At 71.3% G+C, this 12,632-nt stretch carries 12 protein-coding genes; 9 read left to right on the forward strand and 3 right to left on the reverse strand.

What is annotated here, in order from left to right; genetic code table 11:
• Window positions 1-400 precede the first annotated feature (400 nt).
• The 9 genes from ACFYR0_RS36115 to ACFYR0_RS36155 all read left to right on the forward strand — a co-directional run bounded on the left by ACFYR0_RS36115 (window position 401) and on the right by ACFYR0_RS36155 (window position 10,151).
• Window positions 401-1,087: a ScbR family autoregulator-binding transcription factor gene (locus tag ACFYR0_RS36115; RefSeq protein ID WP_389338056.1), complete on the forward strand. Its 687-nt coding sequence runs from the start codon at window positions 401-403 to the stop codon at window positions 1,085-1,087.
• A 102-nt stretch (window positions 1,088-1,189) separates the two neighbouring features.
• Window positions 1,190-1,990 carry a BTAD domain-containing putative transcriptional regulator gene (locus ACFYR0_RS36120; protein ID WP_389338059.1) on the forward strand — a complete coding sequence of 267 codons (801 nt, stop codon included), beginning with the start codon at window positions 1,190-1,192 and terminating at the stop codon, window positions 1,988-1,990.
• 269 nt (window positions 1,991-2,259) lie between these two features.
• On the forward strand, window positions 2,260-3,081 hold the full coding sequence (locus ACFYR0_RS36125; protein WP_389338062.1) for a BTAD domain-containing putative transcriptional regulator: 822 nt from the start codon (window positions 2,260-2,262) through the stop codon (window positions 3,079-3,081).
• A gap of 254 nt (window positions 3,082-3,335) precedes the next feature.
• Window positions 3,336-4,079, forward strand: coding sequence for a thioesterase II family protein (locus ACFYR0_RS36130; protein ID WP_389338065.1), 744 nt, complete (start codon window positions 3,336-3,338; stop codon window positions 4,077-4,079).
• A 212-nt stretch (window positions 4,080-4,291) separates the two neighbouring features.
• Window positions 4,292-5,215 (forward strand): aromatase/cyclase, encoded by a 924-nt coding sequence (locus ACFYR0_RS36135; RefSeq protein WP_389338068.1) that lies wholly within the window; start codon window positions 4,292-4,294, stop codon window positions 5,213-5,215.
• 114 nt (window positions 5,216-5,329) lie between these two features.
• The gene (locus ACFYR0_RS36140; RefSeq protein ID WP_389338071.1) at window positions 5,330-5,815 is read left to right on the forward strand and encodes a sec-independent translocase; all 486 of its coding nucleotides are present in this window, start codon (window positions 5,330-5,332) and stop codon (window positions 5,813-5,815) included.
• A gap of 160 nt (window positions 5,816-5,975) precedes the next feature.
• On the forward strand, window positions 5,976-9,410 hold the full coding sequence (locus ACFYR0_RS36145) for a condensation domain-containing protein (protein WP_389338074.1): 3,435 nt from the start codon (window positions 5,976-5,978) through the stop codon (window positions 9,408-9,410).
• A 188-nt stretch (window positions 9,411-9,598) separates the two neighbouring features.
• Window positions 9,599-9,739 carry a hypothetical protein gene (locus ACFYR0_RS36150; RefSeq protein ID WP_389338076.1) on the forward strand — a complete coding sequence of 47 codons (141 nt, stop codon included), beginning with the start codon at window positions 9,599-9,601 and terminating at the stop codon, window positions 9,737-9,739.
• Between the two features lie 106 nt (window positions 9,740-9,845).
• Window positions 9,846-10,151: a DUF6059 family protein gene (locus ACFYR0_RS36155; RefSeq protein ID WP_389338079.1), complete on the forward strand. Its 306-nt coding sequence runs from the start codon at window positions 9,846-9,848 to the stop codon at window positions 10,149-10,151.
• Window positions 10,152-10,211: 60 nt separating this feature from the next.
• On the opposite strand, the gene tatC is transcribed toward ACFYR0_RS36155, so the two are convergent.
• The 3 genes from tatC to ACFYR0_RS36170 form a co-directional block, all read right to left on the reverse strand.
• On the reverse strand, window positions 10,212-11,117 hold the full coding sequence (gene tatC / locus ACFYR0_RS36160) for a twin-arginine translocase subunit TatC (RefSeq protein WP_389338082.1): 906 nt from the start codon (window positions 11,115-11,117) through the stop codon (window positions 10,212-10,214).
• Window positions 11,118-11,157: 40 nt separating this feature from the next.
• Window positions 11,158-11,442: a Sec-independent protein translocase subunit TatA gene (tatA, locus tag ACFYR0_RS36165; protein WP_389338085.1), complete on the reverse strand. Its 285-nt coding sequence runs from the start codon at window positions 11,440-11,442 to the stop codon at window positions 11,158-11,160.
• Window positions 11,443-11,617: 175 nt separating this feature from the next.
• The gene (locus ACFYR0_RS36170) at window positions 11,618-12,607 is read right to left on the reverse strand and encodes a 3-oxoacyl-ACP synthase III family protein (protein ID WP_389338088.1); all 990 of its coding nucleotides are present in this window, start codon (window positions 12,605-12,607) and stop codon (window positions 11,618-11,620) included.
• Window positions 12,608-12,632 lie beyond the last annotated feature (25 nt).

Raw genomic sequence — 12,632 nt, forward strand, 5'->3', positions numbered from 1 at the left:
CCCAGCTCCTCCTCGAATCCGTCAAGACCCCCGCCGACCCCACCGGCACCCCCGAACAGGAACACACCCCGGAACCCGAACCCGTGAAGTGACCCGGTGACCCCGTAGAGCGGGGAAGAAGCCCCGGGGAACGGGGACATGACGCGTACTGAGGGGCCGCCACGTTGCGGCCCCTCAGTCGTTCTCCGGTCAGGGGACAGGTCCCGGTGAGGTGGTCTCAAGCGAATCTTGAGCGCTGTAGTGGGATCGTGCTGGCAGCCGGTCTCATGGAGAACCGGGAGATATGGAAACCGCGCACGCGGTTTGTTACTCTGGGCATACGGTACGGAACCCACCATGCCGTCTCGGGACCACGGCAATCCCCTTTCTTTGACGTCCCGTTCGCCCCAGGAGACAGCACATGGTCAAGCAGGAGCGAGCCGCTCGTACGCGGCGTTCGCTGATCCAGGCCGCGGCTGAGGTGTTCGCCGAGGAGGGCTTCGTCCCCGCGTCGCTCGGCGCCATCAGTAAACGGGCAGGGGTCAGCAACGGGGCGCTGCACTTCCACTTCGCCAACAAGAACGCACTCGCCGACGCCGTCGAGGAAGAGGCCGCCGCGGCCATACGCCGGCTCACCGAGGTGGCGAGGGCCCGGCACGGCGACTCCTTGCAGGCCGTGGTGGACGCGACGCACGACCTGATTCGCTGCCTGGTCCAGGACGTCGTGGTCCGGGGCGGCTTCGAGCTCGCCTGCGGTGTCGCACGGCGGACGAAGTCCCCGTTACGGGCGGAGTGGCAGCGCTGGGTCGAGGACAGCCTCCGGCGGGCGGAGGGCAGTGGCTCGCTGGCCGACGGGGTCTCCTGGATGGACGCGGCCCATGTCATCGTCGCCGTCACCGCGGGTCTGGAGGTGCTGGGCGGCGAGGACGCCTCCTGGCTGTCCCATCAGCGGCTCACGGGGCTGTGGGCGCTGCTGCTGCCCCGGCTCGCCGACCAGCAGGAACTGGAGGCGCTGCAGTCGGGAGGCTCACAGCCGCAGGCGCCCGCGCTGGCACCCACTTCCGCGCTCCTGCGGGGGCCGTACCTTCACGGGTTCCCTGAGCAGTAGCAGGGCAGTGGGTGCGATGAAGCTTAAAACATACGGACCGTGCGGTTTGATTTTACCATCGCCGGTTGGGTCGCCCGACCGGCCCGAGGCAGGGGATAACCCGTGAGCATCAAGGTACTGGGCGCCCTGGACGTCAGGGAGAACGACGTCTCAGTGGTACCCACCGCGCGCAAGCCGCGGCAGGTGCTCGCCCTGCTGGCCTTCCACGCTGGGCAGGTGGTCGCCCCCGACTGGCTCGCCGAGGAGCTGTGGGGCGACAAGCCGCCCCGCAGCGCCCGCACCACCCTCCAGACCTATGTGCTCCAGCTGCGCGAACGCATAGCGGCCGCTCTGGAGCAGGGCGGGTCGGGTGACGCCCCGCCGCGCACGGCCAAGGACGTCCTGGTGACCACGCCGGGCGGCTACCTCCTCGACAGCGCCGGCGGCGCCGACGATGTGCGGGCGTTCGAGAGCCTGACGCAGGCGGGGTACCGGGCCATGGAGGACGGGGACTTCGCGGGCGCGGCACGGGGGCTGCGAGAGGCCCTGGAGCTGTGGACCGGGCCGGCCTTCGCCGACGTGCGGGCCGGCCGACGGCTTCAGGAGGCGGCCGAACAGCTGGAGGAGGCCCGGCTGTGCGCCCTCGACCGTCGTATCGAGGCGGATCTGCGGCTCGGCCGGCATCGCGAGCTGGTTGCCGAGCTCACCGTTCTGGTCAACCGCTACCCGACGCACGAGTCCCTCTGCGGCCAGTACATGCTCGCCCTGGAGCGCTCCGGGCGGCGCAGCGAGGCCCTGGAGGCCTACCGGCGGCTGCGCACCACGCTCGTGCGCGATCTCGGGCTGGAACCGGCGGCGGAACTGCGCCGGATCCAGCGGCTGATTCTCACCTCCGGGCCCGATGAGTTGCCCGGGCCGGGGTGATCGAGTGCGCTTCCAGGGATATTCGAGAGTGAGTGGGTAGGCGCTCACATCCGGGTTCACAACCGGTTTTTGGCTGGTCCGACGTCACTGGATCCTTGGTTTCTCTTTCTTTCCTCTTTGGCGCGACTTTGCTCGTTTTGTATTTTATTTGAGAATTGCTCAAGCGCCGCTGAAGGAATCGATTCCTCCGCTGTGGGTGCGGCTAGCGTGCAAGTTCGCCCGACGACTTTCCGCCATCGGGGGATGCTCGACGACGAACGGAGGGAACCATGGAGATTCAGGTATTGGGTCCGCTGTGCGCCGCCGTGAACGGGGGATCGATCGTTCCGACTGCTGGGAAGCCCCGGCAGATTCTTGCCCTGCTCGCGCTGTATCCGAGCCGGGTCATGCCCGTTTCGACGCTGATGGAGGAGATCTGGGGAACCGACCTCCCGCAAAGTGCTATGACAACGTTGCAGACGTACATCATGCAGCTGCGCCGCTGCCTCGGTACCGCGATGGGACCCGACGCGCCGGGCGCGGCCAAGAACGTTCTGGCGACCCGGCACGGCGGCTACGTGTTGCAGATACCACCGGAATCGGTCGATGTGCACACCTATGAACGGCTCGTCTCGGAAGGCCAGGAGGCGTTCGAGGCGGGCGACGACGAGCGGGCCGCCCGCTGCTTCCGTCAGGCGCTCGCCCTGTGGCAGGGACCGGCCCTGGTGGACGTACGCCTCGGTCCGGTCCTGGAGATCGAGGTCATGCGCCTGGAGGAGTCGCGGCTGGTGACCGTCGAGCGGCGGATCGACGCCGATCTGCGGCTCGGCCGGCATGCCGAACTCATAGCCGAGCTCACCGACCTGATCGCACGCCACCCGCAGCACGAGGGCCTGCACGCCCAGGCGATGGTGGCGCTCTACCGGTCCGGGCGGCAGGCCTCCGCCCTGGACGTGTACCGCAAGCTGCGCGAGGGTCTGATCTCGGAGCTCGGCGTGGAACCCTCGCCCCAGCTCCAGCGCCTGCATCAGGCCATGCTCGCCGTGGACCCCGAGCTCGACGTGGTGGCCGGACCGCGCCGCGGCTCCACCTTCGACCGGTACGCGGCCTAGGGTCCTTCCTCCACGGAGATCCGTGAGAAGGCTCTGGCCGGCGCGTTCGCGCCTGCCGCCGCGCGGCACCCGGCAGGCTCGGGGGCTGTCGGTTCCGGCCGCACTCCTCGTCCGATCGCGGTCCGGCCGGGTCACCGGGCCGGTGTGCGGACCGGGCCGGGCTTCTCGGCCCCGTCTCGAGCGGTGCTCGAGACGGTCCCGCGATCCTCGAACTCCGCCTTGTGGGCTCAGAGGCGGTGGTCGAGGAGGGTGCCATGCCGGACGAACAGCCAGTGCGACTCCACTGCTTCGCCCACTCCGCCGAGGGCGTCACCGCCTTCGACGGCTGGGCCGCGAGCGTCGGTCCCGGTGTCGAGCCCGTCCCGGTCCCGCTGCCGGGCTCCGCGCGGCGACGGACCGCGTCCCGGCCGGCCACCCGTGAGGCGCTGCTCGCCGACGTGCTGCCCCGGTTCACCGGCCCGGACCCCGCTCCGTACGTCTTCTACGGGCACGGCCTCGGCGCGCTCGCCGCGTACACCGTGGCGCGTGCCCTGCACGAGGAAGGCCTGCCGGGTCCGGCGCTGCTCGCCGTCGGTGCCTGCCCGCCGCCGCACGCCCCCTCCGGACTGCCCGACGTCCGCGGTGTGTCGGACGCCGAGCTGCTGCGCATTCTGAGCGGAAACGGTTCTGTGCCGTCCACCAGCGACGAAGGCATCTTCCTGCGGGCCGTGCTGCCGGATCTGCGCGCCGATCTGGAGCTCGCCCAAGCCCTGCGCGAGGCGGCCCACAGGCACTCGCCGGCCGGGCCGCTGACCACCCCGCTGCTCGTCGTCACCGTCGAGGACGACCTCTTGCCGGCGGCCGACGACGGCTGGAGCCGGTGGACGGCCGGGCCGGCCTGGCTGCGGACCGTCCCGGCTGGCCCTTTCCCGCTGCGTGACCAGTGGTTGCCCCGGCTCCTCGGCCGGGCCTGCCGGGTCACCCGCAGGGTCGCCCGGGAGTTCACCCCCGTGGGCTGACGGCCCACGGCTGCATATATGTGCGGCTCAGTCCGAATTGCGTGTCCCGTGATTCCCGTGTCTGCGGTTCATAAACCCGAGGATCACATCGCTCGACCCGTGTTCCGTTCGCGCTCCAGCGGTTTTCATGCCGTCGTCTGAATTCTGTTCGCGACTCGATCGGGCAAGGTCAAGAGAGAGGTGTGCAGATGTCTGTTGAGCGTGTGGGAGGGGTGAAGCGCAACATACATGTGGCCGCGCCCGCCGGCGTGGTCTACGCGCTGATCGCCGATACATCGAAGTGGCCGCTCTATTTCTCTCCGAACATTCATGTGGAGAGTCTCGAGTTCGACGGCGAGCAGGAACGCATACGCGTGTGGGCCCTCATGGCCGGACAGCTCCAGTCATGGATCTCGGCGCGCCGCCTGGACCCGGTGGAACGGCGCATCGACTTCGAACAGGAACTGCCCTCGTCCTTTCAGGCCGTGCTGGGCGGCGTGATGAGCGTACGGAGCGTGGGCCCGCGCGACACCGTGGTGGAGCTGGGCGTCGAGTTCAAGAACGCCGAAGGCCTCGATGTGTCGTGGCTGGAACTTGCTGCCCGGCGCAACAGCCGTACGCAGCTCGCCGAACTGAAGAGTGTCGCCGAGCAGTGGTCCCGGCTGGACGAACTGACCCTGACCTTCGAGGACTCGAAGCGCATCGACGGACCGGCCGAGGCGGTCTACGACTTCCTCTACCGGGCCGGGGACTGGCCCGGCCTCGTGCCGTACGTCGCCCGGGTCGACCTCACCGAGGAGGCGCCCGGCGTACAGCGCATCGCGATGGAGACGGTGACCGAGTACGGCACCCACGACACCGAGTCGATGCGCATCTGCTTCCCGCACGCGGGCCGCATCATCTGCAAGCAGATCACCAACCCCGCACTGCTGGCCGCGCACACCGCGGAGTGGTCCGTCGTACCGGACGAGACGGGCACGACCGTCACCGTGCGGCACAGTGTCGTGCTGCGCGAGGAGGACATCACCGCGGTGCTCGGCGAGGGCGCCGGTCTGGGGGAGGCCCGTCGGCATGTGCGGGAGGTGCTCGGCCAGAACTCCCTGACGATGCTCACCCTCGCCAGGGAGCATGCGCGGAGCACCGCGCAGCTGCCGTGACGGCCTTGCTGCCGGGCCGCTAGCGGACGGGTCGAGGCCCGCAGGAAGCACCGGCGGTGCCCGGTGGGGTGCCAAGTACCGTGGCTGGTCCGAACACACGGCAAGGAGCTGCAAGTGTTCAACGACATAGGCGTGCTCGAACTGGTGACGCTGGGCATCCTTGCCATGCTCGTCTTCGGCCCGGACAAGCTGCCGAAGGTCATCCAGGACGTGACGGCACTCGTCCGCAGGTTCCGCTCGGTCACCGACTCCGCCAAGCAGGAGATCCGCGACGGACTCGGCCCCGAGTACAAGGACTTCGAGTTCGAGGACCTCAATCCGAAGACGTTCATCCGCAAGCAGCTGGGCAACGACGACCTGGGGCTGAAGGAGATACGCGACAGCCTCGACGTACGCAAGGAGTTCGACCTCAGCAAGGAGCTCGACCTCAGCAAGGAGCTCGACCCGGGCAAGGAGCCGGCCGACGTCACCGAGGCGGTGCGGACCGACGACCCCGCGTCGGCTCGCGGCACTACGTCGGACTACAGCACGGCGCCCGCTCCCTCCGAGGCCACCTCGCTGGAGAAGAAGCCCGTTCCGTTCGACGTGGACGCCACCTGACCCGCCCCTCTGCCATCCCCCTCCGGCCGCCGTTCTAGGGCGCCGCTCGGGCACCGCTGCACACCCACTTGGGAAAACGGACCCCGGGCCGAGGCGGCCGTTAGCGTGCTGAGTCTGACCGTCGTGGACCAGAGGCAGGTGCGGAGGGGGAGAGCCGTTCATGGGGGAGAGGCAGCGTGGCCCGGATTCCGTGACCGTGCACCGCTTTGCGCACACGCCGGTCTCCGTGATCGTCGACCCCGGCTCCCCTCCGTACACGACCCCGTGGGATCTGGAGCTGCACGGGTCGCTGGACACGGCCGTGCTGCACAGCCTCCTGGACGAACACCTGCCGACCGAGGGGCGCCAGCTGTTCCGGCACGGCCCCGAGCACCACACGCTGCGGTTCACGCAGTCGCGGGAGGCGCCCGCCGCTGCGGTGACCGGCCGTATCGCCGACCGGCTCACCGAACCGTCCGAGGCCGCCGCCCGCCCGCTGACCCCGGCCCAGCGCACCGCCCTCGCGCGGCACACGGGGCACGGCTACGAGGCCGTGCTGCTCGACATGGCGCCGGTACCGGCAGCGGACGCGCTGCGCGCGGCGGTATGTGTCGTGGTCGCCGCCCATCCCCAGCTGCGCGGCCGCCTGAACACGACGGACGGCTGGCTCGTCGACGAGCCGGGACAGGGAGCCGCGCTCCAGCAGGTCGTGGCGGAGGGGGAGTTCTCCGACGAGGCCGGGTTCGACGCCCTGCTCGAGGCGACCGCCCGCACGCTCGACGAGTACGCCGGGGTCCAGCTGAGGGTCCTGCTGGCCAGGGACCGCCGCCGGGCCGGGCAGCGCGCCGACCGGATCGCCGTGCTCGTTCATCCGCTCGCCGTGGACGCCGCGTCCTGGCGCGTTCTCCTCGACGGGCTGACCGGGGCCCTGACCGACGTGCCCCCGCCCGCGCCCGACGCACCGGACGACCTCGCCGACTGGGTCACCGAACTGCGCGAACTGGCCCGCGACTCCTCCGAGGCCCAGCACTGGAACCAGGTCGCCGAGCGCAGGGCCCGCTGGACGGAGGCGCTGCGGGACGACGCCGCGACAGTAGCCCGGTACGCGGAGAGCGTGCCGGCCGGGGCCATCGTCACCGAGGCCGTGCCGGCTGAGGACGTGCCCCCCGAGGCCGCGGTCGCGGAGGCCGCCGCCACCGGGCCCGCCGCCACCGGGCCCGCCCCGATGTCCCGCTCCGCCCACCACAGCCACTTCCTCCTGGACGAGGACGCCACCGAGCGCATCACACACGGCCTGGCCCGGCGGCTGGCGCTCAGCGCCGGGCAGGTGCTGGCCGGGGCGTTCGCGCTGGCGCTGGCCCAATGGCAGGGCTCGGACGACGTCGGCTTCGACGTACGCAGCGACCCGCGGGCCGGACGGCAGGGCCTGCGGCGTCAGGTGGGCCGACTGACGGAGCCGTACCCCGTCCAGCTCATGGTGACGTGCGGCAACCCCGGCCTGCTCGACCGGCTGACCGCGCTGGCCGGGCCGCTGGCCGCCTGCGCCGGCCGGGCCGAGGGCGGCGCGGGCTTCGGGGCCTGCCGGGAGTGGAGCCCCGACCCCCTGCTGCGCCGCACACTGCGCGAACTGCCGCCCGCCCTGGCCTGTCTGACCCTTCAGGCCCCCGGCGAGATGCTGCCCGACACCGCCCGGCCCCTGCCCGGCACCGTGTCGGCCGGGCCCGCGCACCGCGTCGAGGTGAGGGTCCAGCTCGTCGACGACCGGCTGCGGATCGCGCTCGACTGGGTGCCCGACGCCGAGGCCGGCATCACCGACGCCTCCGTCGCCGACCTGGCGCGGCTGCTGCGGGAGCTGCTGGAGGAACTGGCCGCCACGCCCGCGACGCCCTTCCCACCCGCCTTCCGGGCCACCCCGCAGCAGTCCGCGCTCTACACCGGCGGAGACGCCCATCCCGGCACCGAGCGCCACGTCGAGCAGCTCGTCTGGGTCTGGCACGGCCCGCTCGACACCCGTCGTTTCACCGCCTCCTGGCAGTCCGTCTTCGATTGCGAAACGATTCTGCGCACCGCGTTCACCCGTGACGCCGAGCCGATGCTCGTGGTGCACGACAAGGTCGTGCCCGAAGTCACCCGCCAGATCCTGCACGAGGGCGACTGGTCCGCCCTGCTGGAACGCGACCGGCTGCGCGGCTTCGACCTGCATCGCCCCGGAGCCCTGCGCCTGACCCTGCTGGAGACCGAACAGACCGAGCCCGTCGGGGCCGTCGTCCCCACACGGATCCTGATCACCTACCACCGTGCCCTGCTCGACACCTGGAGCGCGCACATCCTGCTGCGCGAGTTCTACAGCGCCTATCTCGCGGGCGGCACCCTGCCAGGCGGGGAACGCCGCCCCGACCTGCGCGACTACACCGCCTGGGTGGCCGCCCAGGACCTGGAGCCCGCCCGCGGGTTCTGGACGCGCAGCGCACCGCCGGAGCCCACGGCGGCAAGGCCCGGCCGGTCCACCGGGCTGACCGGCATCGGCCGGGCCAGACTGCGCCTGGACCCCCTCGACACCAGCCGGCTCACCCGCTGGGCGGGCACCTGGGGCACCGCCGAGTCCAGCGTGCTCCAGGCCGTGTGGGCGATGCTGCTCTACTGGTCCTCCGGCGCCGAGGGCCCCGCTCCGGTCGCCTTCGCGGTGACCGTGTCGGGGCGGGGCATCCCGCTGGACGGCGTGGCCCGGATGCCGGGGCCGCTGCGCAACCACCTGCCGATGTCCGTCCAGGTGGACCCGGCTGGCACCGTGCCCCAACTGCTGCGGCAGCTGCGCGATCTGGCCCTGGACATCGCCGCCTACGAATGGGTGCCGGCCGACTGGATCCGGACCTGGGGCGGAGGCGGCGGCGCCGACACCGTCATCGTCTTCGAGGACCCGCCGCATCCGCTGGACGGCCTCACCGCCGAGCTCGCCGCGCACGGCATCCACGCCGAGTTCCCGGGCACCCTGCCGGCCCGCTCGGTGCTCCCCGTCGGACTGCTCGCCCATCACGACAACGCGGGCGGCCTGGTGCTCACGGCCGTGCACGACCGGGCCGTGCTCAGCGAGGAGTCGGCCGCCGAGGTGCTCGCCCAGAGCGCCCTGCTGCTGCGGGCGCTGCCGCTGTCGGCGGGCGAGTACACCACCGTGGGCGAGGCCCTGAAACTGCTCGAGGACAGCGCCGGGCCGGGCCGGGCCGAGGCCGCCACGGCGGGCCGGGACTCCGCGCTGGTCACCCTGCGCGCGGCCCGCGAGTCGGAGGCGGGCGCGATCTGCCTGGTCACCCCGCCGGGCGAGCCCGGCAGCTGCTACGACCTGCTCGCCCACACCTATCCGGGGCCGCAGGAGCTGCTCGTGCTGACGTCCGACGCCGAGAGCGCCTGGTCCGACGTGGCGGCGCTCGGCCTGGACCGGACCGTGCTGCTCGCCGGCTTCTCCGGGTCCGGCACGTCCGCGTGCGAGATCGCCCGCCGCGTCGCCGCCCACGGCGGCCGCCCGCCGCGGGTGGTGCTGGCCGACGCCGCGGCCGACGGCTGGGAGCGGGCCCGCGCCCTCGCCGACGCCCTGCGCACGGCCACCGAACCGCCGGCCTGACGCCCACCTGACGGCCTGACGCCGAACGACGGACTGGCGGACGGACCCGGGCCGACCGCTGGTTCGAGTGATACGGACGACGGCCCTCCACCCTTCTCCCATCCGCCCTCGAGTACTCCCCGACCGTTCTTCGGCATGGTTGCCGGGATACAGGTACGCCCGACCGGGCCGACGGGCAGGAGGATCAGATGTACGACTCCGAGGAGGAGGACGGCAGAGCGTCCTGGGAGAACGCGGACCTCTCCCTGTTCCACACCCCGCCGCTCCGCCTGGCCGGGGTCGACGAGGACGACGCCTGGGAGCCCCATCTCGTGCGCGGCATCGACTGACGCCCCGGCGGGGCCGGATCCGAGCCCCGGAATTTCTCGACCGAGCCGCTAGCAGGCCTTGTCAGTCTGTGGAGACGGTCGCGAGCGAGGGACGGAAGGGGCAGCCATGAGACGGATGTCGCGCGCCGCACGGCACGCGCTGACCCTCCACGTCCTGCGACCGCTCTGGCGGTCCATGGTGCTGTTCGGGGCGACCCAGTGCAGCCCGTCCGTCTACCGCGAGGTCTCCGCGTCCATGTCGGCCGCGCACCTGGAAGACCTCTTCGCCCGCCACACCCGGTGCGGACCGCCGCCCGCCCACCCCGAGCGGCTGTGCGGGAACACCCCGCTCTCGGAGGCGGAACTGCGGCTCGCCCACGAACTGTGGCTGTCGTACGACGCGAGCGCCATGGAACGGATCAGGAGGCGGTGACGACCTCGTCGTGGCCCAGGTGCGGCAGCCGAAGGGCGACCTGCGCGGTGGAGACGTCCGTCAGGTGACGTCCGCGGAGTCGCCGATGCTCCCCGGGGTGAGGTCGAGCGAGGACGCCTCGTCGTCGCCGAGCCCGGCGTCGGGATCGTTGCGGGCGCGGCGCCTGTCGTTGAGCAGGCAGAAGCACAGCGCGACGAGGTACAGGAGCGTGATCGGCACGGCCAGCGTCAGCATGGTCAGCGGGTCACCGGTCGGTGTCGCGATCGCGGAGAAGACGGTGATGCCCATGACCATGCCGCGCCACCAGCCGGCCAGACGCCTGCCGCTCAGCGCTCCGGTGAGGTTGAGCAGCACCAGCAGCAGCGGGAGCTCGAAGGCGAGCCCGAAGACGATCACCATGCGAGTGATCAGGTCGAGGTAGTCGTCGACCGGGAGCAGGTTCTTGGTGCTGTCCGGAGTGAAGTCCAGCAGCACGCTCGCGGTCTGCGGAAGGATCAGGTAGGCGAGGACGGCACCGCCGAGGAACAGCGGCACTCCGGCGCCGACGAAGCTCAGCGCGTACCTGCGCTCATGGGCGTGCAGGCCGGGGGCGAGGAACGCCCACAGCTGGTAGAGCCAGATCGGCGAGGCGAGGACCACCCCGGACATGAGCGAGACCTTCAGCGCGATGGAGAAGGGCGCGATGAGGCCGTTGACGGTCATGTCGGCGCAGCCCTCGGTGTCCGCCTGCTTCAGCGAGCCGCCCTCACAGCCCACGGAGTCCAGGATCGGTCTCAGCAGGAAGTCGATCAGGTCCTTGTAGAAGACGGCGGCGACGATCGTGACGACCAGGATCCCCACGACGGACTTCAGCAGGCGGTTGCGCAGTTCTCGCAGGTGTTCCCCGAGGGACATCCGCCCCTCGGCGTCGTTCGTGCCGTTCGTCCCGGTGTCCTGCTTCTCCTGCTTGCGGGCGGTGATCAACACCCCGGATTCCTCCGTCTCGTGCGGCGGCGCCGGCGGGGTGTCAGCTCTGGACGCTGTGGTTCGGCTCGGTCAGCGGACGGGCGCCCTGGACGTCACCCGGCGCGGCCGCGATGGTGCGCGGCGCGGTCTGCGGGGCGGCGTCGGCGGGGGCCTGCGGGGCCTGCGCGCTCTCGCCGTCCTTCTTCATGGCCCTGGCCTCGCTCTTGAGGATGCGGGCCGACTTCCCGAGTGAACGGGCCATGTCGGGAAGCTTCTTGGCGCCGAAGAGCAGCGCGATGACCGCGATGATGAGGAGGAGCTCCAGGGGCTTCAGGTTGCCGATCATGTGCTGAATCCTTCTCGCCGAAGCTGATGGGGGCGGTGTCGCTCATGTGGCGGTGGCTACCGAATGGAGCACGAAAAGGGAGAGTATGTCGCCGTGAGCGGCGTCGCCCGTTCCCACCACCGCCTCTTGAGCAGGCTTCCAGCTGCCGATACGGCCTCTCCGGCGCCCCTTGAGGTCACCACTCGACGAGCGCGAAGCTCGCCGCCATGCCACCGCCGAAGCCGGCCATCAGGATCAGCTCACCCTTCTTGAAGGCGCCCCGCCGGACGGCCGCGTCCAGGGTGATCGGGATGGAGGCGGCACCGGTGTTGCCGTAGCGCGTCAGCGTCTTGTGCATGGTGGACCGGTACAGGCCGAGGTCCTCGACGACGGCGTCGAGCATGACCCCGTTCGCCTGGTGCGGCACGAAGTGGCTGATGTCGCCGGGCTCGACGCCCGCCTCGTGCAGGAAGCCCTTGACCAGCTGAGGGAGCTGCTCGACGACGAAGCGGCGCACCTCGCGCCCGTCCATCGCGAAGTACTGAAGGCCCGCGTCGAGGCCCGCGGCGTCCAGCGGCTGCCGGCTGCCTCCCCCGGGCACCTCGATCAGGCCCGACAGGTCGCCGAAGGTGTGCAGGGCGACATGCCGAACCTTCGGGCCCTCGGTGGTGGGCGCGAGCACCATCGCCCCGGCCCCGTCGCCGAACAGCACGACCGTCCTGCGGTCGGCCGGGTCCAGGATGCGCGAGTAGACGTCGGCGCCGATGACGAGCGCGTAGCCGCCGCGCCGCAGCAGTGTGCTGCCGACCGCGGACAGCGCGAACACCGTGCCGGAGCAGACCGCGTTGACGTCGAACGCCGCCGTGCCGGCCGCGCCCAGGTTGCGCTGGACGTAGGCCGCAGTGGGCGGCTGCGGCCGGTCGGGGGTGGACGTGGCCACCGCGATCACCGACAGCTGCTCGGGTGTGATGCCCGCGGACTTCAGCGCGGCGAGGCCGGCGGCCGTCGCCAGGTCCGAGGTGGCCTGGCCGGGGGCGGCCCAGCGGCGCTCGAGGATCGCCGTCTTGCGCGCGATCCACTCGCCGTCCACCCCGGCCGGCGCGCCGACCTCGTCGTTGGAGACGATCCGGTCCGGCACGTAGGCACCCGTGCCGATGATCCTGATGTCCTTCATGACGTCGCTCATTGAGCGTGCCCTCCCCTCACGTTGT

The sequence above is a fragment of the Streptomyces sp. NPDC005017 genome (genome assembly GCF_042873115.1).
Lineage (GTDB): Bacteria > Actinomycetota > Actinomycetes > Streptomycetales > Streptomycetaceae > Streptomyces.

Excerpts from the sequence above, each read along its gene's own strand:
- ACFYR0_RS36170 (WP_389338088.1), bottom strand. The coding sequence starts at position 12,607 with ATGAGCGACGTCATGAAGGACATCAGGATCATCGGCACGGGTGCCTAC.
- ACFYR0_RS36155 (WP_389338079.1), top strand. The coding sequence starts at position 9,846 with ATGAGACGGATGTCGCGCGCCGCACGGCACGCGCTGACCCTCCACGTC.
- ACFYR0_RS36115 (WP_389338056.1), top strand. The coding sequence starts at position 401 with ATGGTCAAGCAGGAGCGAGCCGCTCGTACGCGGCGTTCGCTGATCCAG.
- ACFYR0_RS36130 (WP_389338065.1), top strand. The coding sequence starts at position 3,336 with ATGCCGGACGAACAGCCAGTGCGACTCCACTGCTTCGCCCACTCCGCC.
- ACFYR0_RS36150 (WP_389338076.1), top strand. The coding sequence starts at position 9,599 with ATGTACGACTCCGAGGAGGAGGACGGCAGAGCGTCCTGGGAGAACGCG.
- tatA (WP_389338085.1), bottom strand. The coding sequence starts at position 11,442 with ATGATCGGCAACCTGAAGCCCCTGGAGCTCCTCCTCATCATCGCGGTC.
- ACFYR0_RS36145 (WP_389338074.1), top strand. The coding sequence starts at position 5,976 with ATGGGGGAGAGGCAGCGTGGCCCGGATTCCGTGACCGTGCACCGCTTT.
- ACFYR0_RS36125 (WP_389338062.1), top strand. The coding sequence starts at position 2,260 with ATGGAGATTCAGGTATTGGGTCCGCTGTGCGCCGCCGTGAACGGGGGA.